The sequence below is a fragment of the Vibrio sp. TRT 21S02 genome, assembly GCF_050113675.1.
Classification (GTDB): domain Bacteria; phylum Pseudomonadota; class Gammaproteobacteria; order Enterobacterales; family Vibrionaceae; genus Vibrio.
Window position 1 is genome coordinate 317,784 of the sequence record NZ_JBNJOI010000001.1, and the last position, 22,312, is coordinate 340,095.

18 protein-coding genes are annotated in these 22,312 nt (G+C 45.9%); 9 read left to right on the plus strand and 9 right to left on the minus strand.

The features are described from left to right. Positions 1-26: 26 nt before the first annotated feature. The 8 genes from ACQEXU_RS01535 to ACQEXU_RS01570 form a co-directional block, all read right to left on the minus strand. The gene (locus ACQEXU_RS01535; protein ID WP_427009492.1) at positions 27-1,763 is read right to left on the minus strand and encodes a DEAD/DEAH box helicase; all 1,737 of its coding nucleotides are present in this window, start codon (positions 1,761-1,763) and stop codon (positions 27-29) included. Between the two features lie 161 nt (positions 1,764-1,924). Continuing rightward, the gene (locus ACQEXU_RS01540) at positions 1,925-2,641 is read right to left on the minus strand and encodes a glutamine amidotransferase-related protein (RefSeq protein WP_427009389.1); all 717 of its coding nucleotides are present in this window, start codon (positions 2,639-2,641) and stop codon (positions 1,925-1,927) included. A gap of 15 nt (positions 2,642-2,656) precedes the next feature. After that, entirely contained in the window at positions 2,657-3,823 is a 1,167-nt protein-coding gene (locus tag ACQEXU_RS01545) for an iron-containing alcohol dehydrogenase (protein ID WP_427009390.1), read from the minus strand. After that, positions 3,823-5,214, minus strand: coding sequence for an aldehyde dehydrogenase family protein (locus ACQEXU_RS01550; RefSeq protein ID WP_427009391.1), 1,392 nt, complete (start codon positions 5,212-5,214; stop codon positions 3,823-3,825). Before ACQEXU_RS01550 ends, ACQEXU_RS01545 begins: the two co-directional genes overlap by 1 nt. 31 nt (positions 5,215-5,245) lie before the next feature. Continuing rightward, a complete protein-coding gene (locus ACQEXU_RS01555) occupies positions 5,246-6,613 on the minus strand; it encodes a glutamine synthetase family protein (protein ID WP_427009392.1) in 1,368 nt (455 codons plus the stop codon). A 44-nt stretch (positions 6,614-6,657) separates the two neighbouring features. Next, positions 6,658-7,710 (minus strand): TRAP transporter substrate-binding protein DctP, encoded by a 1,053-nt coding sequence (gene dctP, locus ACQEXU_RS01560; protein WP_427009393.1) that lies wholly within the window; start codon positions 7,708-7,710, stop codon positions 6,658-6,660. Positions 7,711-7,772: 62 nt separating this feature from the next. Then, positions 7,773-9,095, minus strand: coding sequence for a TRAP transporter large permease (locus tag ACQEXU_RS01565; protein WP_367986620.1), 1,323 nt, complete (start codon positions 9,093-9,095; stop codon positions 7,773-7,775). Further along, positions 9,092-9,637 (minus strand): TRAP transporter small permease subunit, encoded by a 546-nt coding sequence (locus ACQEXU_RS01570; protein ID WP_427009394.1) that lies wholly within the window; start codon positions 9,635-9,637, stop codon positions 9,092-9,094. Before ACQEXU_RS01570 ends, ACQEXU_RS01565 begins: the two co-directional genes overlap by 4 nt. 246 nt (positions 9,638-9,883) lie before the next feature. On the opposite strand from ACQEXU_RS01570, the gene ACQEXU_RS01575 reads away from it, so the two are divergent. The 4 genes from ACQEXU_RS01575 to ACQEXU_RS01590 all read left to right on the plus strand — a co-directional run bounded on the left by ACQEXU_RS01575 (position 9,884) and on the right by ACQEXU_RS01590 (position 13,592). Continuing rightward, positions 9,884-10,744 (plus strand): MurR/RpiR family transcriptional regulator, encoded by an 861-nt coding sequence (locus ACQEXU_RS01575; RefSeq protein ID WP_427009395.1) that lies wholly within the window; start codon positions 9,884-9,886, stop codon positions 10,742-10,744. A 92-nt stretch (positions 10,745-10,836) separates the two neighbouring features. After that, positions 10,837-11,538, plus strand: coding sequence for a 16S rRNA pseudouridine(516) synthase RsuA (gene rsuA, locus ACQEXU_RS01580; RefSeq protein WP_427009396.1), 702 nt, complete (start codon positions 10,837-10,839; stop codon positions 11,536-11,538). Positions 11,539-11,718: 180 nt separating this feature from the next. Then, entirely contained in the window at positions 11,719-12,930 is a 1,212-nt protein-coding gene (locus tag ACQEXU_RS01585; RefSeq protein WP_367986616.1) for a Bcr/CflA family multidrug efflux MFS transporter, read from the plus strand. Beyond that, positions 12,930-13,592: a DUF2913 family protein gene (locus ACQEXU_RS01590; protein WP_367986615.1), complete on the plus strand. Its 663-nt coding sequence runs from the start codon at positions 12,930-12,932 to the stop codon at positions 13,590-13,592. The genes ACQEXU_RS01585 and ACQEXU_RS01590 overlap by 1 nt, the downstream gene beginning before the upstream one ends. Positions 13,593-13,630: 38 nt before the next feature. Here the strand turns inward: ACQEXU_RS01590 and ACQEXU_RS01595 are convergent, their stop codons facing one another. Beyond that, complete coding sequence (locus tag ACQEXU_RS01595) at positions 13,631-15,067, minus strand: DUF2867 domain-containing protein (protein ID WP_427009397.1); 1,437 nt, start codon at positions 15,065-15,067, stop codon at positions 13,631-13,633. Between the two features lie 48 nt (positions 15,068-15,115). On the opposite strand from ACQEXU_RS01595, the gene ACQEXU_RS01600 reads away from it, so the two are divergent. The 5 genes from ACQEXU_RS01600 (at position 15,116) to nhaA (ending at position 22,294) form a co-directional block, all read left to right on the plus strand. Beyond that, positions 15,116-16,546, plus strand: coding sequence for an MATE family efflux transporter (locus tag ACQEXU_RS01600; protein ID WP_427009398.1), 1,431 nt, complete (start codon positions 15,116-15,118; stop codon positions 16,544-16,546). Between the two features lie 123 nt (positions 16,547-16,669). Next, positions 16,670-17,341: an ABC transporter ATP-binding protein gene (locus ACQEXU_RS01605; protein ID WP_367986612.1), complete on the plus strand. Its 672-nt coding sequence runs from the start codon at positions 16,670-16,672 to the stop codon at positions 17,339-17,341. Then, positions 17,322-19,775 carry an ABC transporter permease gene (locus ACQEXU_RS01610; RefSeq protein ID WP_427009399.1) on the plus strand — a complete coding sequence of 818 codons (2,454 nt, stop codon included), beginning with the start codon at positions 17,322-17,324 and terminating at the stop codon, positions 19,773-19,775. Before ACQEXU_RS01605 ends, ACQEXU_RS01610 begins: the two co-directional genes overlap by 20 nt. Further along, positions 19,776-20,900: a lipocalin-like domain-containing protein gene (locus ACQEXU_RS01615; protein ID WP_427009400.1), complete on the plus strand. Its 1,125-nt coding sequence runs from the start codon at positions 19,776-19,778 to the stop codon at positions 20,898-20,900. It abuts the gene before it with no gap. A 251-nt stretch (positions 20,901-21,151) separates the two neighbouring features. Beyond that, on the plus strand, positions 21,152-22,294 hold the full coding sequence (nhaA, locus tag ACQEXU_RS01620) for a Na+/H+ antiporter NhaA (RefSeq protein WP_367986606.1): 1,143 nt from the start codon (positions 21,152-21,154) through the stop codon (positions 22,292-22,294). The last annotated feature ends 18 nt before the right edge of the window (positions 22,295-22,312 follow it).

Consider the following 22,312-nt stretch of genomic DNA (forward strand, 5'->3'; position numbering starts at 1 on the left):
GGGTCCCTTCACTTTGGCCTCAAAAATTAACGTAGCTCGTCTTCAAAGATTTTATCGCGCATTTTCCAAAACCGTCCGACCTTTCTGGCAATGACAAATTGAGGTGGACGAAAGCGATGTTGATGGGAGACCACCTTGGTTGGGGAGGCTTCTTCGAAAGGACGATGTTTATCAGCAAGGTGAGGGCGGACAAATTGATCTTTGAAGGTCTGTTTCTGTTTTTTTGTCGTCAGAGGCCAGAACTCATGGACTTGGGCTTGATTATCGCCGATGTAAGTCACTTTGAGCTGTGACTTGCCATTTTGGTCTTTATGCACGTTTAAATCCATTTCTAGGCACTCAAATACCAGTGCGTCTTTAAGGTTTAACGCTTCCTTAAGCTTTTTATCTGGGTCAACAAGTGTGGCGTCACATTCATGACATATACGAGCGGCAATGTCATTGTCTGCACCACATTCGCCGCAATATTTCGCTCTGAAGCGATAGCCACAGTGCTCTCGCTCGCCGGTTTCTTCATCGGTAAAAAAGCCCTGGCAACGGCGGCCAAAATGTTCCAGTAAGAAACCGTTCGAATCTAATTTTCCCCAGAAGTTATTATTAAACCCGCAAGCAGGGCAGGGAATAGTAATGATTTCACTGTCTGAGTCAGGTTTTGGGTCGCCCACTTCAGGTTGGTATAAATCATAGCTGTTGCCTGCGTAATCAAGCACCAAGCATTCCGTTTTCCCGGGAGAAAGTCGTAAACCGCGTCCGACAATTTGTTGATACAAACTGATCGACTCCGTCGGACGGAGTATTGCGATCAAATCTACGTGTGGTGCATCGAAACCCGTCGTTAAAACCGAGACGTTGACAAGGAATTTGACCTCGCGGTTTTTAAAGCGAGAGATGATGTCATCACGTTCTTGGGTCGGCGTATCGCCAATAACTAAGGCAGTTTCTCCCACAGGCAACAGGCCAAATATCTCTTGAGCATGGCGTACGGTTGCGGCGAATACCATAATGCCTTGTTTGTCTTTCGCAAGGTGGATGATCTGCTCAACAATTTGAGGGGTGGCACGCTTGGCTTGGTCGATCACCATATCCAGTTCCGCTTCTTTATAGCGTCCTGTACTTGCTGGCTTGAGTTGTGAGAAGTCATAACTCAGCACTGGAGCATCCATCATTTTTGCTGGGGTAAGGAAGCCTTCATCAAGTAAGTAGCGAATCGGCAGTTCAAAAATACAGTCTCGGAAAAAACGAGTGTCTTCAGAGCGAACTAACCCACGTGTGTGGTATTGGTAAATCCAGCCCATGCCAAGACGATAGGGCGTTGCAGTGAGGCCCAAAACCTTCATTCCGGGGTTGAGCTCGCTTAAATGGCTGATGACTTTTTGATAGCTGCTGTTTTTTTCGTCCGGGACACGGTGACATTCGTCAATAACCAATAAGGAAAACTGGTTTTTGAAAGCATCTAGGTTACGAACGACCGATTGTACAGAGGCAAACACCACTTGTTGATCGGTCTCTTTTCGGCCAAGTCCGGCGGAAAAAATCGCGCCTGTTAATCCATAGCCTTCATACTTTGCATGGTTTTGTTCTACAAGCTCTTTTACATGAGCCAGCACCAACACGCGTCCTTTAGCAAGCCTTGCTAACTCGGCGATAACCAGACTTTTTCCCGCACCCGTTGGCAGAACAATCACCGCTGGCGTAGTGTGTTTACGAAAGTAATGGATAACCGCTTTGACTGAGTCGGCTTGATAGGGGCGTAAGGTGTACATTGGGAGTGTGGATTCATTCAACAACAGGGACATCGGCATTCATCATACCTGACCAAAGCGTGATGAGGTATCCACATTGCTGACAAATCTATCTTAAAGCCCCATTTTTGTATCGGCTGTTTTTGTGATTCTTTCTGCGATTATGCTTCGCGAGGGTATTATCATGGCGTTTGTTTGGCCTCATTGATAAAGTTCAACATCCACTGGGTGACCAATAACCCGTCGGTGGGCAGTTTCAACGAGGTTACGCCTTTGGCTTGAACAGCTAATGGAATGGCGTCTTTCCTTACCTCAATCAATGCTTTGGAGTAGGGGGCGCAAAATTCAGGATGGGCTTGAATACCCAACGCCTTTGAACCGACTTGCATCATTGATATAGGACAAAAGTCATTTCCTGCTAATACCACTCCGTCTTCTGGCAATGAGAGCACTTGATCTTGGTGGCTAACCAGTAAGTTGACCTGTGTTTGAAACGGCACCATCCATGTTTTCGGTGTGAGGATTGGGGTGGTAGCAGCGCCAACACCCCAACCAACTTGTGCTTTTGCAACCATTCCTCCGAGGGCTTTTGCTAACATCTGATGACCAAAACAGATCCCGATGAAGGGAATATGCGCATGATAAATCTGGCGAATTAACTGCTCCAGTTCATTTATCCATTGTTCGCTATCCAGTACGCTGGACTTACTGCCAGACGTGATATAAGCATCACATTCATGAATATCAGTTGGAAACTCTCGCTTATTGACCCAATAAAACCGTAAATTGAGCTGGTTATCTACAGCGTGCAATAGTTTCTGGAACATGTCTTTATAGCTACCATATTCGCCTTCTAATGCTGGATTTACGTTGTCGCAGATTAATACGCCAATTTTCATTGCCATCACCATTTATTATTGTTGTGATTTTTGACCTGTCAGTGCATACATAAACAGTTGCGTGTACTCTTCCGCCGTAAACGGTATTGGATTACCACCTGCCGCCGCGTCTAGTACCGCGAGCTCACCTACTTTATTAGCCTCATCGGCGTTAATTCCTATTTCGGTAAGTGTGTGAGGAATATCTAGGATTTCTCGCATGCTTAGGACCCACTGATGAACCGCTTCAAACCCCGGTGACTGAAGTGATAACGCTCTGGCGAGCACCACCATTTTGTCTTCAATCTCTGAGCGATTGGCCTCCAGCACATAGGGCATCAAAATGGCGTTGAGTAAGCCATGATGTTTGTCGTACAGACCACCTAATGTATGAGCCAGCGCGTGCATCGCTCCCAGTCCCTTTTGAAAGGCTGTAGCGCCCATGCTTGATGCGACCAGTAGCTGAGTACGGGCGTTGATGTCGTTACCGTCAAGAAAGGCGGGGTATAAGAAGTGTTTTATCAGCTTCATTGACTCGATCGCGATGCCATCTGCCATTGGGTGATAACCCGGTGCACAATAAGCTTCCAAGCTATGGGACAGCGCATCCATTCCCGTTGCTGCTGTGATGTGAGCCGGTAGTCCAATGGTAACAAGCGGGTCTAAGAGTACTTGTACAGGCATCATTTTCGGATGGAAAATAATTTTTTTAACGTGGGTAGTTGCATCCGTAATCACCGACGCTCGACCAACTTCAGACCCCGTTCCTGCGGTGGTAGGAATCGCGATCACCGGGACAATTTTTGACTCGTCAGCTTGTGCCCAATTGTCACCAACATCTTCAAAATTCCAAAGAGGTAGAGTTTGGCAAGCGCATAAAGCAATGGCTTTGGCGGCATCCAAACTCGAACCACCACCAAAAGCGATGATGCCATCATGAGCGTTGGCATTGTAGGCATCGATTCCGTGATTGATATTGGTATCGGTTGGGTTGCCTTGAATGTCGGAAAAAACCTGTATCTTGATATCTTGCTGCTGACATTGCGTGACGAGGTTAGTCACGATGTCGAGTCCGGCTAGAAACGGGTCTGTGACCAGCAAAGGTGCATGCATATTGAGCCTTTTACAATGCTCAGGCAGAGCATCTAATACGCCTTCGCCGACACTGATTGACGTGGGATAGTTCCAGTTTGTGAAAGTCATCAGCCTTCTCCCAATGTTTTAATATGGAATGATTTTGGACGAGTTAACATGTCAAAGCCGATCTGAGAAAGCGTGCAACCTCTACCTGAGTTTTTGATACCGGTCCATGCTAGTTCTGGGTCGAGATAGTCACAGCGATTGACAAAAAAGGTGCCGGTTTCGACTTGTTCTCCCAGTTTCACACCAAGTGCTTCATCAGAGGTAAAAATAGAAGCGGTGAGGCCAAATTCTGAATCGTTCATTAATCGGATGGCTTCATCATCATCGGCGACGGCTTGAATACCAACGACAGGGCCGAAGGATTCCTCCGTCATTACACGCATTGAATGGTTCACCTGAGTTAGGATTTGCGGTGCGAGATAAGGCGTGCCAATCGCACTGGCTGGAAACAATGCTTCATCGATATGAGGCTCGGCCCCTTGACTGATCGCTTCTGCAATTTGCTCTCTCACAAAATCAGCCGCTTCAGTGCGAACCAGTGGACCCAGAGTGATGTGACTGTCGGTTGGGTTGCCAAGTTTATACTGCTTAGCTAGTGTTACCGCTTTTTGCACAAACTCGTCATGGATAGATTGATGAACATAAATTCGCTCGATGCCGCAACAAGATTGTCCTGAATTGAAAAATGCACCATCAACCAACGTGGCGACCGCGTGTTCAAGATCTGCATCTTGACGTACATAGGCTGGGTCTTTGCCACCCAGCTCTAAGCCAACACCAATGAAACGGCCTGCCGCATTTCGTTCAACCATCGCACCACCTGCTACAGAGCCAGTAAAGGCAACGTAGTTGATTTTGGGGTGTTGGATCAGTTTTTCCGTTGAAGGATGATCGGTGTGCAGATATTGAAACACACCGTTTGGAATTCCCGTATTTTTAAAGGCTTCAACTAAACGTTCTGCACATAATGGGGTTTGTGCTGAATGCTTAAGCACCACACTATTGCCTGCCAATAAGGCTGGAATTACTGCATTGATCGCTGTTAAGTAGGGGTAGTTCCACGGTGCGATAACCAATACAGTGCCAACAGGGACCCGTTTGATGTAGCGCTGAAAGCCAGATTTTTGTGGCAATTGAATATCAGCAAGTGCGGCTTCAGCTTGCTCAATCATCGAAAGGGCGCGCTCTGCGACACCATGGACTTCCCCTTGGGTGTAGCTAATGGGCCTGCCCATCATCATTGTGATCTCTTGAGCAATCTGCTCTTTTTGAGCGACAAAGTTTTCAATCGCTTGTGTGCAAATGGCTTTGCGTGTATCCAGCGGTAAATTTTGCCACTGCTTTTGACTTAATGACGCTGTGCTCACGGTGGCTTCAATCTGCTCGGCAGTGGCTAGCGGGCGTGTTACACAGACCTTATTGTCGATTGGCGATAGGGTATTTTGTTCCATGCGTTTTTAACCTATTCAGTCGTGTCATTGATCAGATGATTTCGAAGTAGCGTTTCAGTTCCCAGTCGGTCACAGCTTTTCTAAACTCTCGTTCTTCCCATTCACGGCTGGCTGCAAAGTGGTCAACGAATTCATCACCTAAGACTTCTCTGGCATGTGAAGAGGCTTTTAGCCGTTGAGCAGCATCCCATAATGTAGGTGGAAGTTTTAGTTCTTCAGGAATCTCTTGGTCGTAAGCGTTACCTACAATAGGTTCGCCCGGCTCCCATTTGTTGATGATGCCGCACAAGCCACTGGCCAGCGCGGCAGCGAGTGCGAGATACGGATTCCCGTCAGCCGCCCCGATGCGATATTCCACACGTTGGCTTTTGGAAGAGCCGGGGATCACGCGAAGGGACGTCGTGCGGTTTTCAACCGCCCAAGTGGCATGTGTAGGAGCCCAGAAGCCCGGGATCATGCGTCGATAACTATTGACGGTTGGGGCGACCATGCATAAAAAATCGGGCATTAAGCGCTGTAATCCTGCAACAAAGTGACGTTGAAGAGCACTCATATTGTGTTGGCCATTCGGATCGTAGAAAGCAGAGCTGCCATCTTTGTTTTGCAGCGAAATATGAATGTGGCCGCTTTGGCCGGGACAGTCATTACTCCATTTCGCCATAAAGGTCGCCATCAAATCATTTCGTTGGGCCAGTACTTTTGTGTAGGTTTTGAAAAGGGCCGCTTTATCTGACGCGTTCATTGCCGAGTCTACCGATAGTGCTGCTTCAATCACACCGGGGCCGGTCTCAGAGTGGATCCCTTCGATAGGGAAGTCCATGGTCTGGCTTAAGTCTAAGAGTTGTTGATAGAGCTCTAGGTACGTCGAGTTTCGGATCATGGAATAGCCGAACCAGTCGGGTGTAATTGGTTCAAGATCGTGATAATGCTTTTCCCTAACCGAGTGAGGTGTTTCGTTGAACACAAAAAATTCATATTCGAAGGCAGCAAAAGCATTCAGGCCTAAATCATCATATTGTTTTAATACGCGGTTCAAGGTTGCTCTTGGGCATACTAGTGACGCTTTGTCATCGAATTCTGCAATAAAAAGCAGCATGCCTTCTTCATCCAAAACATCGCGGCAGGTGTCTGGAAGAATCACTACAGGCGCGTCGGGGTAGCCTGTGTGCCAGCCGGTGTAGGTGGTGTTGTCGTAGAGCTGGTCCTTTGCATCCCAGCCTAAAACCACATCGCAAAACGCAAAGCCGTTATCCAGTGAAGAAAAGAACTTGTCTTTCGACATGTACTTTCCGCGCATAATCCCATCGTTATCGAACAGACCAACTTTGACATGGCTTAAGCCACGTTCTTCAACAATTTTTTTGGCGTCTTCGATGGTTTTAACTGATCTTGCATCCATTTTATTGTCCTCTGGGCACCGGCATGATGCCGGTGCATTCCCTATTAGCTGTAGCGGTACGGTTTTCCTGCTTTTTCCATATCGGCGGCATACTGCTTAAAGATGTCGACGACACGCTTCGCTCTGGGGCTGGTTTTGGCAATCTCATCCCAAAACACCAGAGCTTCTTGTTCAACAGTTTTCCATTCGTCATCCGGAATGGTGGTTAACTCAAGTTTTGTTCCTTCTACACGAAGCTTAGCTTCTCCGCCCCAATACCAATGTTGTCGGTAGTAGTGCGAACTATCCATGCATAAACGCCATAGTGTTTTCAGGTGTTCAGGAAGTGCATTCCAGCGCTCACTATTGGCAAAGAACGATCCGCACCATGCTCCGGAGATGTTGTTGGTCAAAAAGTACTTAGTCACATCAGCCCAGCCGACGGTGTAATCCTCGGTGATACCTGACCACGCAATGCCATCGAGCTCTCCCGTTTGGATCGCCACTTCGACGTCTTCCCACGGTAAGGTCACGGGAATAACGCCAAAGCGAGACAAAAAGCGACCAGCTGTTGGGAAGGTAAACACGCGTTTCCCTTTGAGGTCAGCTAGGCTTCGAATCGGTTTGACGGTGGCAAAGTGGCATGGATCCCACGCCCCAGCGGACAACCAAGTTACACCTTTGACTTCGCCATAGGCTTCCTGCCAGATCTCTTTTAAGCCGTATTGCTCAAACAGGACGGGAACATCAAGGCTGTAGCGAGTTGCAAATGGGAAGTAGCCACCAAATACAGAGACATCAACCGGAGCAGCAATGGAGTCATCGTCACTTTGTACTGCGTCAATGGTTCCGCGTTGCATTGCTCGGAACAACTCACCGGTTGGTACAAGTTGATCGGCGTAAAACAGCTCGATGACCATTTCACCATTGGCAGCTTTGTTAAACGCATCCACAGCAGGCTTAATGACATGTTCGCCAAGTGCAGGTCCGGCATAGGTTTGCAAGCGCCATTTTATGGTTTTCTTGCTGTTAGCGATGGCGGGAGCACCGACAATTGCGGTCGCACCAACGGCCGAAACCGCTCCTGCTTTTTTAAGGAAATCTCTTCTACTAGACATGGTTTATTCCTCCGTGGAATGCGTTTGCTTGTCCAAGTTAAAGGTCGTTACTTAGGTCATAGTTATTGGCCGTAGTGGTACTGCGGAAGCCATAAAGCCAATTGTGGGAAAGCCATCACCAGAATCAGCCCGAATATCATGATGAGCACGAAGGGGATGATTGAGACGTAGATGTCTTTCAGCGAAATTTCTGGGGGTGCCATAGCACGCATGAGGAACAAGTTGTAACCGAAAGGCGGAGTCATATAAGCAATCTGACAGGTAATGGTGTAAAGCACGCCATACCAAAGCAAATCAAAGCCTAATGCACCGACCAAAGGCACGTATAAAGGCGCGACGATCACCAGCATTGCTGTGTCATCGAGAAATGTTCCCATGATGAGATAAGACAATTGCATCAAAAGCAGCACTTGCCATGGCGTGAGATTTAATCGCTCAATAAAGAATGCTTCGATGGCTTTAACTGCGCCAATACCATCAAACACTGCGCCAAAACATAATGCTGCTAGTATGATCCACATAAACATGCAGCTAATGGCAAGGGTCTTTCTTAAGGTTTCTTCCATGACATTTCGAGTCAGGCGCTTCTTTGCGATCGCAGCGATGGTAGCGGCAACCGCGCCCACAGCGGAGCTCTCAACCAAGCTTGTGACTCCCAGCAGAAACAGCCCCGTCATGGAAACAAAAATCAAAAGTGGTGTGATGCCTGCGCGCAATAGCAATAGCTTCTCTTTCAAGCTAACGTTTCGTTCTTCTTCTGGTAGCGCAGGACCCAGCTCCGGGCGTAGCTTACAGCGTATGACGATATAGATAATGAACAGGGTGGCCATAAGCAACCCGGGAAATACACCGGCAAGCCAGAGTTGTCCAACGGGTTGGCGCGCAATCATGCCATAAAGAACCAACACCACGCTGGGGGGCACTAAAATACCAAGCGAGCTGCCTGCTTGAATGACACCGGTGACCATAATTTTGTCGTAACCACGTCGAAGCAGTTCGGGCAACGCAATGCTTGCGCCAATCGCCATACCTGCGACACTGAGTCCATTCATTGCAGAGATAATCACCATCAGTCCAATGGTGCCGATAGCGAGGCCGCCATTTAGGTTGCCTGTCCATACGTGGAACATGCGATAGAGGTCTTCAGCAATGCCAGATTCCGACAACATGTATCCCATGTAAATAAAGAGTGGGAGTGTGAGCAGTGGGTACCATTTCATGAGCTTAATAGCTGAACTGAAAGCAATTTCAGAGCCACCATTCCCCCAAAGCAAAAGGGCTGCGATCACTGCAATTGACCCAATGACGGCAAACACACGCTGACCCGTCAGCAGCATTAGCATCATCGCTGAAAACATAAGAAGTGCGATCATTTCGTAGCTCATGAGTTTGCCTCCGTCTTATTTCCATAAACAACGGTGGCGATATCTCTCAACCAAACTGCGATTGCTTGAAGTAACATGAGAAATACGCTGACGCACATTATGATTTTTATCGGTGCCATGTAAGGCCGCCATGCTGAGTAGCTACGTTCACCATACTCAAGGGCATAACTGGTACTGGATAACCCTCCGTAGAGAAGGATCGCAAGGTAGGTGATTAACATGATCACCGTAATGCTATCGATGATGGCTTTTTTGCGGACACTCCAATTGCCATAAATAAGATCCATGCGAACATGGCTATGCAGCTGCATGGAATAAGGGCCACCCAACATATAAAAAGCCACCATGACGAATTGGGCCATTTCAAGTGTCCACAAAGAAGGGTAGAAAAACGTTTTGGACACGGATGAGTAGAGCAAAATACCGATCATTACGAAAATGAGGTACATGGCAAAACGGCCAACTTTACGATTAATCGCCTCGACAACCTTCACAAACTTAATGATGGGTTTAGGCAATGAATTGATGGGATCTGGCTTCATTAACAACTCCATTTTCTTACTGATAGCACAAGAAACTACATGGCTTCTCTCTATGCTTTTCTGAACTTAAATTGATCATTTTTTGTTAATGAAAGGTTAAATATTGATCAATTTGTATCCATAATTACAGAAATTATAATTCTGTCAATATAATTACAGAAAATATTTTTTTAATTTTTGATAGGGTGTAATTTTTGTTACAATCCTACTGTTGGCGAGTCATATTCATTAGGTGGCATGAGAAATATGTTGAAAGTTTCGGAAAGAATTAAAGCGGGTTTTGCTTCGCTCACTCGGGCAGAAAGACAGTTAGCGAATGTGATGTTAGAGAATTACCCGGCATCCAGTTTGGGGACGGTTGTATCGCTGTCGGAGGCGGCAAAGGTTTCTTCTCCAACCGTGGTTCGTTTGGCGAAGAAGCTTGGGTTTTCAGGTTTTCCAGACATGCAGCGCAGTATTCATGAAGAAATAGGGGATACCTTAAAAAGCCCAATTGAGAAGCATGCATCAATCCAAAATGTGGATGAAAAACTGCATTTACTCGATAGGTTTGCCGACATGGCCGTCAATAATATACGCCAAACCGTTGGCCAAATTGATGAAGCCATGTTCAACCAAGTGGTTGATATGTTGAGTGATCAAGAACGTTCACTTTACATCGTGGGCGGCCGGATCAGCCACTCCATTGCTGAATATATGTTTACTCATATGCAGGTAGTGAGAGCGAATGTCACCATGGTGGGGCCGAATGCAAATTGTTGGTCACATTATGTGATTAATATGAAACCCGGAGATACCTTAGTCGTGTTCGATGTTCGCCGTTATGAGAATGATATTCTTACCTTGGCAGAGCTCGTACGAAGCCGTGGTGTAAGTGTGATTCTGTTTACGGATCAGTGGGGATCTCCGGTTGGAAAACTGGCGCAACATGTTTTTCATGCACGGATAGAAGCGCCATCAGCATGGGACTCAACCATTGCGATTACATTTTTGGTTGAAGCCTTAGTAGAAGCGGTTCAATCAGCGACGTGGTCTGAAACCAGCAATCGAATGCGAGATCTGGAAGGATTGCTCGATAAAGCAAAATTGTTCAAAAAGTTTGTGTGACTTAAACAATCAATAATCAGTTGTATCGCGAAACCATTCAACTAAATAAAGAAAGGTGTCTATAATACCTGCCCTGATGAGATGAGGTATTCATGCGTTTAGATAAATATTTGTGTGACGCGTTAGGCGCAACACGTAAAGAAGCCACCAAGATCATTAAAAGTGGTGATGTCACCGTTAACGATGTGATGCAAAAAAGTGGCTCTTATAAAGTCACGGAGTCCTGCGTTGTTGAGTGGCAAGGGCGCGAGCTCGCAAAGCCGGGGCCACGCTATATCATGTTGTTCAAGCCTGATGGTTTTGTGTGTTCGCATGAAGATGGATTCAACCACACTGCGTTTGTTTTGCTCGATGAAGTGAAGATGGAAGACCTGCACTTTGCTGGCCGTTTAGATGTGGATACCACGGGTCTTGTACTGATCACAGATGATGGTCAATGGTCTCATCGAATCACCTCGCCAAAACACAAATGTGAGAAAACATATCGTGTGTGGTTAGCTGATCCTATTCAGCCTGATTATTGCGAGAAATTTGCCGAAGGCATCGAGCTTCGTAATGAAAAAGAGCCGACTCTACCTGCGCAATTAACCATCATTGATGAGGAAGAGAAAGAGGTCTTGCTGACCATTCATGAAGGAAAATATCACCAAGTAAAACGGATGTTTGCAGCTTTGGGGAACAAAGTAGAGCATCTGCATCGTGAGCGTATTGGTGAGATTATTTTGGATGAAAATCTAGAACCGGGTGAGTACCGTAACCTTACTCAAGAAGAAATTGATTCGGTGTGGAAATAATCATTCTTAAGCAAGAATAACTCTTGTAGGAAATACTTTAATTCCTATTGGGAACTAGTCAATAGCACGAAAATACGTCAAGATCGCATAGTGACTATCAGCATATTGAGCATGCTGATTTTTATTTCGTTTGGTTGCAGCAGGGAGCGCTGCATTCACACGCAACCAATCAGGAGACTTATGTCAGATAACTCTGCGGCAATGAACCCTTCTTCGGCACCTAAAATCAGTTTTTTGCTCTTCCTTGTGCTTGGTGCCATTGGTGCACTCACACCTCTAGCGATTGATATGTATCTTCCGGCGATGCCAACCATCGCAAAAGATCTTGGTGTGACTGCGGGCCAAGTTCAGATCACGTTAACAGCATATACAGCTGGTTTTGCTCTTGGTCAGCTTATTCATGGTCCGCTTGCCGACAGCTTTGGCCGTCGCCCTGTATTAATCGGCGGTGTGTTTTTCTTTGGTATTGCCGCCATTGTCAGTGCAACAACGCAAGATATCGAATCACTTACGTATGTGCGTGCCGCACAAGGTTTTGCTGGTGCCGCGGCAGCAGTGATCATCCAAGCGGTGGTGCGAGACATGTTTGACCGCGAGGACTTTGCTCGCGCTATGTCGTTTGTCACTTTGGTTATTACCATTGCACCACTTGTGGCTCCAATGATCGGTGGACACGTAGCAATTTGGTTTGGTTGGCGTTCTATTTTTTGGATTCTAGCTGCGTTTGCGGTTGTCGTTATTATGCTGGTTTTCTGGAAAATTCCAGAAACCTTAGCGGTAGAGAAACGCCAACCGTTACGTTTAGGGGCAACCATACGTAACTACACCAGTTTGTTTCGCAATCCTGTTGCCATGGGACTGATCCTTTCTGGGGCGTTCTCTTTTGCAGGCATGTTTGCATTTTTAACCGCTGGTTCTTTTGTATATATCGATTTATATGGGGTTCAACCGGATCAGTTTGGTTATTTATTTGGCTTGAACATCGTTGCGATGATCATCATGACCAGTATTAACGGTCGAATGGTGAAAAAAGTGGGTTCACATGCCATGCTTCGATTTGGCTTAGCTGTGCAGTTGCTTGCGGGTGTCGGGTTGTTTGTTGGCTGGCTACTTGATCTTGGATTGTGGGGCACCGTACCATTTGTCGTTTTATTCATTGGTACCTTATCTACTATTGGCAGTAACTCAATGGGGCTGTTGCTGAGTGGTTATCCGCATATGGCGGGCACCGCATCGTCTTTGGCAGGCACATTGCGTTTTGGTACAGGGTCACTAATTGGTGCTATCGTGGCTGCCATGCCAAATGGGGTCGCGTGGCCAATGATTGTTGTTATGTCTGCCTGTTCTGTAATATCGGCAGCTTGGTATTGGATTTTTGGAAGAAAGGCTTAATGTCTGTATACACAATTGAAATACAAAAACTTGTAAATAGCGCATTAGCTGAGCTACGTGCTGAGCATCAATCAGGGAAACTGGCCGATGCACCAGTCTCTAATAACCATTTTCTGGTTCGTTGGGTTACAAAGGCTTTAAAAGGACAGCGTTTTGATCGCTCTGTGGTCGGGGATTTAACTCGCTGGCAAAAAGCAGGACGTTCAAAAGGTAACGATGCTGGGTTAATTTTTATCTTCAAGCGTATTTCTGCCTTTTACGCCAGTTTCTTTACGGAAGGAGAAACACCAGCAGCAATCACCGATAAACAAATCGAAGCTTTCTTGGATGCTATGGAAGCATCAGAATGGGAAGTTTCAACAGGTGAGCCTTTGGTGAATTGTGGCAAAGTTCAGATTTTTACGGAAGGTCAAAACTCATTAGCCCTTTGCTCGGAGCAGTGTGAAGATTGCTTCGATAATGAAACGCTGGTAAAACCGATGAGTTGGTTTGTCCGTGGCAACCATGCAGAGTTTGTGGAAAAGGCAACCGCAGCGGGCTTTATGGTGCATAAGGTAACGGATTATAAATCGAACGTTAAATATCACGGTGAATACCTTATTTTCCCAGCAAATATGGGAACACAATTGGCTGAAATTCCATTGTCGTTTAAAGCGGATTAAGGCTCGTTTACGAGTCGTTGAACAACCAGCAGTGCCTTTTACTGGGGCTGCTGGTTTGCTTTTTGTGCAATTGCTTTGACCATACCTTTAAAAATAAACAAGTGTGCAGGCATCATGGCAAACCAGTAGAGCAGACCAAGAAACCCTTGCGGGTGCCACCAAGCTTTTACGGTTAACTCGGTTCCTTCGTCGCACTCTTCTAATGTAAATTCCAGCCTCCCCAGTCCCGGTCCTTTCATTCCAAATAATAGGGAAAGAAACTGGTTCTCTTCACAGCGAATCACTTTCCAAGAGTCGATATGATCACCCACTTTCAACTCTGGTCCAGGTGGTGAGCAACGAACGGGTCTTTGTCCGCCAAACAATACATCAAGCCACTCTCGAGTCCGCCACAACGCATTAGCAAAAAAATAGCCTTCTTTGGGGCTGCCGATCTGTTTCACTACTTGCCATAACTGCGCCTTACTCAAACCTGTTTTAATACTGGCTCCAGTTTGTTTTGGATAATACCCGTATCCGGGTTGCCAACGGCTGAGCGCAGCAGGATCGAACCCCCATACATTACTACGAATGAATTTACCTTCATGTGCAATGCTTTGTTCGACCATCTCTTTATAGGAAATGAGTGGCTGGGGGTACTTTTCTTCTAGCTCTTGGCTGTTCGCCACATAATCATGCTCAAGCCCGGCAAGGAGCGCTTGACCAATGCTGGAGGGGACAGAAGTCACCATTCCAAGCCAATGAGAGGCCATTTTTGGGGTAAGTAATGCCGTTGACCATAACCTGAAAGGGCGCTTTGCTGTATCACAAATGATTTTAAATTGTTGTCGATAGCTAAGGGTATCTGGGCCACCTGCTTCATAGATGTGGTGGCATGTTGGATTTTCTTTGGCAAGCTCTAACAGGTAATGGTTTAGGTTATCTAAGGCGATTGGATTTGCTTTGGAGTCGACCCACTTAGGCGCTATCAAAATAGGGAGGTTGTAGACAAAATCCCGCATGATTTCGAAAGCCGCCGATCCTGGACCAATAATGACACCAGCGCGCACTTCAGTGATAGGAATACCAGCCTGACGAATGATCTCGCCTGTCATTCGGCGTGCTTTTAAATGTTCTGAGTTTCCAGTTTGGGGTTGAATCGCACTGAGGTAAATCACATGTTTGACCGAGCTTCCTTGAAGAGCAAGCTTAAAGTTTTCTGCCAAAGAAAGTTCGTAGTCGATAAAATCATACCCATGAGCCATGCCATGAACGAGGAAAAACACCAGCTCAAACTGAGGGATAAGTTGCTGGGTTTCTGAAAGGTCAGCTAAGTCGAGGTATTGAATGTTGATATTGGCATGCGGTTCGGTTCGTGCTTGTAAATAGTTGACGTGACGGGAAGCTGCAGTGACACAATAGCCTTGCTGTGCGAGTTTTTTTAAAAGTTGTGAGCCAACGTAGCCTGATGCTCCCAATACCAGCACTTTTTTCATCAATATCCCTTATGAAACTCGTGGTTGTTTTATAATCTACACCGTATAATGGTTAACTTGCTTTTCTCAATATTTTCAAGGCGTTGTACGCTAGGTGGTGTTCAAGTGTTAGCTTCTCAAGTTCTCTTCCATACTCGAGGTGATTTTTTACGCCGCCTCATTGCTATCGCACTGCCTATTACATTGCAAAGTATCATGTTTTCTAGCCGTGGTCTTGTTGATGTACTCATGCTGGGTCAGTTAGGTGAAGCTGAAATTGCAGCAGTTGGTGTTGCTGCTCGGGCAACTTTTGTTACGACAATTATGTTAGTAGGCGTGACAACGGGGGGAGCCATGCTCACCGCGCAATATTGGGGAGCATCTGATAGAAACGGTGTACGAGAAAGTACCGCGTTAACCTGGCTAGTCGCGATGTTCTTTGCGGCCTTTACGGTTGCGTTATTTGTTCTCTTTCCTAGTCAAATTATGGCGTTAACAACGGATGATGCTGAAGTCATTGCGTTAGGAAGTGAATACCTTGTTGTAACTGCGGTAACAATGTTTGCTGTGGCTTGCGTTGCGAGTATGGCAGTCGGCTTACGGGCGATGCACAAGCCAGGTATCAGTACCTTCTTTAGTGGTATTGGTATTGTGTCTAACATTTTCCTTAACTGGGTGTTTATTTTCGGTAAGTTGGGCTTCCCACCTATGGGGATCAAAGGCGCTGCGATTGCGACAGTATGCAGTGGTGCTATTGAAGTCGGTACCTTATATGGCTACTTATATCTGAAAAAACATTTGCTGGCTTTTGGTTGGGCTGACATTCGTGCGGTGATGTTGTGGAGCAAGGTTACCCGTTTCCTTAAGTTATCAATGCCAACAACATTTAATTTTTTAGCATGGGCTGGGGGGTTATTTGTTTACCATGCCATTATGGGGCACTCTGGTGTTCAAGGGTTGGCTGCCTTATCGGTGATGACACCTGTTGAATCCATTGCTTTAGCAATGATGATAGGGCTTTCGAATGCGGCTGCGGTATTAGTTGGAAACCAGTTAGGTGCTAAGAATTATGACCAAGTGTATTACCAAGCACTTGGTATGACTGTGCTTAATTTAATCGTTGCGATTGTTGTTGCGATCCTGCTTTATCTTTGCCATAGCTTAGTTTTAGACGCCTTTAGTGCGTTGACAGCGGAAACGCGTGCATTGTCTGAAAAATTTATTGTCATTCTAAGTGTTGGTATCGTTCTTCGCGCTATTCCCATGATGGTGATCGTTGGGGTGCTGAGAGCGGGAGGCGATGTGAAGTTCTGTCTCTATCAAGATTTGATTGCACAGTGGGTCATTGGTATTCCCGTAGCAGCATTTGCTGCAATGAGCTTGGGGTGGAAGCCTGAATGGATTTATGTTCTGTTTCTCACTGAAGAAGTGATCAAATGGGGTGGCTCGCTATACCGTATGAAAAGCAAGAAGTGGATGCGAAATTTGATTGAAAATTAGACATCGCACGACCAGTTATTGCAAATAAATGCATATCTTGTGATCTAGTATCCAAAAAGCTTCCTACTGTGCGTGATTTAGTGTAGATTCTCATACCTCTTTGAAGCAATTGTGAGACAGTTAATGTTACAGCTGACAGACCTGTGTAAAGGCTATGTAGATGGCGGTGAATTTCATCCAGTTTTACAAGGTGCTGAACTGTCTCTTAAGCAAGGTGAACAAATTGCGTTGATGGGAGAAAGTGGGTCAGGCAAGAGTACATTACTGAACCTTATCGCTGGCTTAGACACGGTCGATTCTGGTGAAATTTGCTTTCCAAAATTTACCATGCATCAAGTCTCAGAAAGCAAACGTACCGCCTACCGCCGTAATAACATCGGTCTTATCTTTCAACAGTTTAACTTGCTTCCTACCTTAAATATTGCTGATAACATTCGCTTTTGTCGCCAACTCAAAGGTCTACCTGATGATCAAGGGTTATGGCGTCAGATTTTGTCCGCGTTAGATTTAATGCCACTCCTAGGCCGTTATCCTGAAGAAGCCTCTGGTGGGCAGCAACAGCGCGCAGCTATCGCTCGTGCTCTCTACATGGAACCCAAATTGTTGTTAGCGGATGAGCCAACAGGAAGTTTGGATGAACGTAATGCTGAAGCCGTGATGCGTTTGCTCACCACACTTACTCGCCAATTAGAGTGCACTCTATTGCTTGTCACCCACAGTGAGAAAGTTGCCGAACACATGGAAGGTCGCGTGCGCCTGCAAGGAGGGCAGCTGCATGTTATGGCCCGTAATTAAAGCATTACTTGGCCATTACAGACGTTATCCTTTTCAAATTCTTCTTGTCTGGCTAGGTCTTACTCTTGGTGTCTCTTTACTCGTTGGAGTGACGGCAATCAATGATCACGCTCGGCAAAGCTACGAGCACGGCGAAAAGCTATTTTCTAATCCACTTCCTTATCGCATTCGCTCTAAACACGAAAACAATAAAATTCCTCAGGGCTTCTATATTCAGTTACGCAGGGATGGCTTTAACCAATGTGCGCCATTTTCCAGTCTTCGATTGAATAATAATGACGGTCATGACTTGACCTTGGTGGGTATTGATCCTGTTGCGATGCTGCAGCTTCAACCCGGCATCCATCTTGATGATTTATCAACATTAGAGTTGATGAATCCCCCATACCCCATTTTAGTCAGTAACGATTTAGCGAACCATATGGGGTGGGAAGACAACGACTTTATCACTCTGGAAGATGGTAGCCGCTTAGGTCCATTGTATGTTGATCAAAAACACATGCTTAATGGGACGCGTATTATCGCTGATATCTCGTTACTGCGTATGCTTGATCGGACATCGGGCATCTCTGTTATTGCTTGTGGCGAAATGTCGCAGAAAAAACTCAATAAACTAAAAGACAGCTTGCCAAATGGCATGCTGATGTCACGCAGCTCACGTGCAGAGCTTGAGTCTTTGACGGAAGCTTTCCATATGAATTTAAGTGCGATGGGGATGCTAGCGTTTCTTGTTGGACTGTTTATTTTCTATCAAGCGATGTCTTTGTCTCTTATCCAGCGTCAGCCATTGGTCGGTACGCTTCGCCAAACTGGGGTTTCAGGTTGGCAATTAACTCAGGCTTTGTCTTGTGAGTTGGTGGTATTGGTTTTATTAAGCTGGGCATGCGGGAATATTTTAGGCACCTTGCTTGCAAACCAACTTCTCCCTTCAGTATCTGCGAGTCTTGGTGATCTTTATGACGCGAACGTTGGGCTAGCCATTCAGTGGAGCTGGCGTTCATCCGGATACAGTTTGGGAATGACAATCATTGGTGCCTTTGTCGCGTGTGCATGGCCGTTGGTGCGTTTACTGCGCTCGCAACCAATTCGACTGACGGCTCGTTTGTCGCTAGTACGATTTGCAGGTACGGAATTTACACTTCAGGCGTTGTTATCGTGTGCGCTTTGTGTGGCTGCGATTGCTATCTATCAAGCACCGCAAAGCCAAGAGTCTGGTTTTGCCATTATCGGCTTAATGCTACTCAGTGTTGCATTGTTTACCCCGTATATTATTTGGAAAGTGTTCAATAGTTTCTCTTATTCACTGCGTTGGGTAAAAGTACGTTGGTTTTTCGCTGATGCAGCAGCCAGCATGAGCTATCGTGGTATTGCAACGATGGCATTTATGCTGGCTATGGCGGCTAATATTGGTGTTGAAACCATGGTTGGCAGTTTCCGCGATACGACAGACAAATGGCTGAGTCAAAGGCTGGCTGCGGATCTTTATATCTACCCGAATAATAATGCGGCAGCACGAATGAGCGGCTGGCTTTCAAATCAACCTGAAGTGTCATCAGTGTGGTGGCGCTGGGAAGATGAAGTTCAAACAGACCAAGGCCCGCTACAGGTAGTGAGCTCTGGTGCGTCTGAGGGTGAATTAGACTCTCTTACTGTAAAATTAGGCGTGCCAAATTACTGGTACCATTTACACCATTCAAAAGGGGTGATGGTCAGTGAGTCGATGGCGATTAAGCTGGATATCCGACCTGGTGACTATATTGATTTAGGTGAACAACTTGGCGGTGGTTGGCAGGTTGTTGGTGTGTATTACGACTATGGAAATCCTTACCATCAAGTTCTATTGTCTCACCGAAATTGGCTGTATTCGTTAGCAGGAAGTGGCAGCGTTGCGCTTGGCGCAGTACTCAAAGATGGAGTTAATCCAGATGGGCTTAAACGTCGATTAGAATCCGTGTTCCGAATCGATTCTGATCGCGTGTTTGATAATAGCCACATTCATAAGCAAGCTATGCGGGTGTTTGATCGTACATTCTCTATTGCGGATACCTTAGGTAATATCACGCTGGTTATCGCCGTGTTTGGCATTTTCTTTGCGACCTTGGCTGGTGAAGTCTCGCGGCAAAGGCACATTGCCTTGTTACGCTGTTTAGGAATGTCAGGCAGAGAGCTCTTGTTGATGGGTGGTTTGCAACTGTTTGTATTTGGCGCAATTGCTGTCGTAATTGCGATGCCCTTAGGTTTGCTACTTGCTCAATTAGTGGTTGATATCGTCATCAAGCAATCATTTGGTTGGACGTTGCAACTGCAGTTTATTCCACACCAGTATTTGCAATCGATCATTTTGGCAATGGTTGCACTCATGATTGCTGGTGCGATTCCCGTGACTCGTTTAATTAAAAATACCCCAATGAAGCTATTAAGAGATGCGCTGTAAATGAAGGCTAGGCAAAACATAAAATCAGTGCTGGTGTTAGTTTTTGTATTTGCATTGCTAGGAGCGTGTCTCGCAATCTATCACGCATGGGACAAGGTCTTTGCGAAAGCGGGGAGCTCTGATGATGTGACGGCGGTATTCTCACAGGCCCAGAAGAAAGTATTTGAACCAGTACTACCCAATGAACCCGTGGTCTTGCCTGATGACTTTCAATTTCAAAATGAATATCAGCATGAATGGTGGCACTTTTTTGCAAATGTGACAGATCAGTTTGGTGAATCTTACGGTATTCAGTGGAGTTATTTCCGCATCGCGAATGATGAACATCAGCGAACTGGGTGGCAAAACCCTCAGCTCTATGTCTCTCACGTTGTGATTTCAAACCAGTATAAAACATGGAAGGAACAACGCATTGCTCGAGGTGGTATTGGCCAAGCGGGAATGACACAAAAACCGTTTCGTATTTGGATCGATAACTGGAGCTGGCGTTCACTTGGTATGACCCCATTTCCAGGGCAATTACAAGCGGCTACAGATACGTTCCGCTTAGATCTTCGAACCATGGCGTCAGGGCCATTTGTCTTGCCCGGTGACAGAGGTTATGTCGAGAAGCATGACTTACTACCTATTGCATCATATAACCTTTCCGTTCCCTTCTTGAATGTAAACGGTTACCTGCAACTGACCAATGGGAAAGTATTGAAAGTTCAAGGTTCGGGTTGGATGAGCAAGGAATGGGGCAGTGGTCTGATGGCAGAAGGTCAGCAGGGTTGGGATTGGTTTGTGATCCATTTAGATGGTGAAAGAACGTTGTCAGTCAATCGCTATCGCCATGAAATGCAACTTCCCCATGTATTTGGCACACTCTCTACCAATGATGGCAAGGTGATTACACTTACGGAAGAGCAACTACAAGTGAATCCGTTGCGTAATACGACGTTATCCAATGGCAAAGTGCTTCCATTGGATTGGGAGATAAAAGTGCCAGCCTATGGGATTGATGTGACCACAAAACCAATGAACACAGAAAGTTGGCTGCCATTTGTGATCCCGTACTGGGAAGGGGCAATTGTGACGGAAGGTTCCCACCAAGCTAAGGGCTTTATGCAATCAACAGGCTATTAAGCATAAATAATTGAGACATGAGTCTAAATAACTTTGAACGCAGCTTTTGACAGGATCAGGAGCTGCGTTTTTAATATTAAGTAATATAAGGATAACTGGATAAGGAATATACGCACTATGATGGTGTTTTTATCGGAAAAACCGAAATATATACTCCGAACAAGCGATTTTTCCTGTAGAAAGGTTATCGATACACTCATCACTATTCTTGGTTAATCGTTTATTAACACAATAAATATAAGGGCGATATCATGAGCGATATTATTCGCGATTTCTTCAAAATGGAGTCTGCTGGTGGCATTCTTCTGGTAATTGCAGCAGCAATTGCGATGACCATTGCAAACACTCCTCTTAATGAAACTTATCAAGCTTTCTTACATTCTTATGTGTTTGGTATGTCTGTCTCGCATTGGATCAATGATGGTCTAATGGCGGTCTTCTTTTTACTTATTGGTCTTGAAGTTAAACGTGAGTTACTTGAAGGCGCATTGAAGTCAAAAGAGACAGCAATCTTCCCAGCGATTGCCGCTGTCGGTGGTATGTTAGCACCGGCACTTGTCTACATCTTGTTTAATGCTGGTGATGCTCAAGCGATTCAAGGGTGGGCGATCCCAGCAGCTACCGACATTGCTTTTGCACTTGGTATTATGGCGCTACTCGGTAAGCGTGTTCCAGTCAGCTTAAAAGTGTTCTTGCTTGCACTTGCGATTATTGATGACCTTGGTGTTGTCGTTATCATTGCACTGTTCTACACCGGTGACCTATCAACAATGGCGTTGATGGTTGGCTTTGCAATGACCGCGGCGCTGTTTGTGTTAAACGCCAAACATGTGACGAAACTGACGCCCTATATGATCGTAGGTGCCATCCTTTGGTTTGCAGTACTGAAATCTGGTGTTCACGCGACACTGGCGGGTGTGGTGATTGGTTTTGCTATTCCATTGAAAGGGAATGCAGGAGAGAAGTCGCCACTAAAACACATGGAGCATGCATTACACCCATATGTAGCGTTTTTCATTCTACCTTTGTTCGCATTCGCTAACGCAGGTATTTCACTAGAGGGTGTCTCAATGTCAGGCTTAACCTCTATGCTACCGCTAGGTATTGCGCTTGGACTATTGGTTGGTAAACCATTAGGGATCTTCTCGTTCAGCTGGGCGGCAGTTAAGTTTGGTGTGGCGAAGCTACCTGAAGGCATCAACTTTAAACATATATTTGCTGTGTCAGTGTTATGTGGTATCGGCTTTACTATGTCGATCTTCATCTCTTCACTGGCATTTGGTCAGGTAAATGTTGAGTTTGATACTTACGCTCGACTAGGTATTTTGATGGGCTCAACTACCGCAGCAATATTGGGATATATCCTTCTCCATATATCATTACCTAAAAAGTAAACTAAAAAGCGCTCCCAA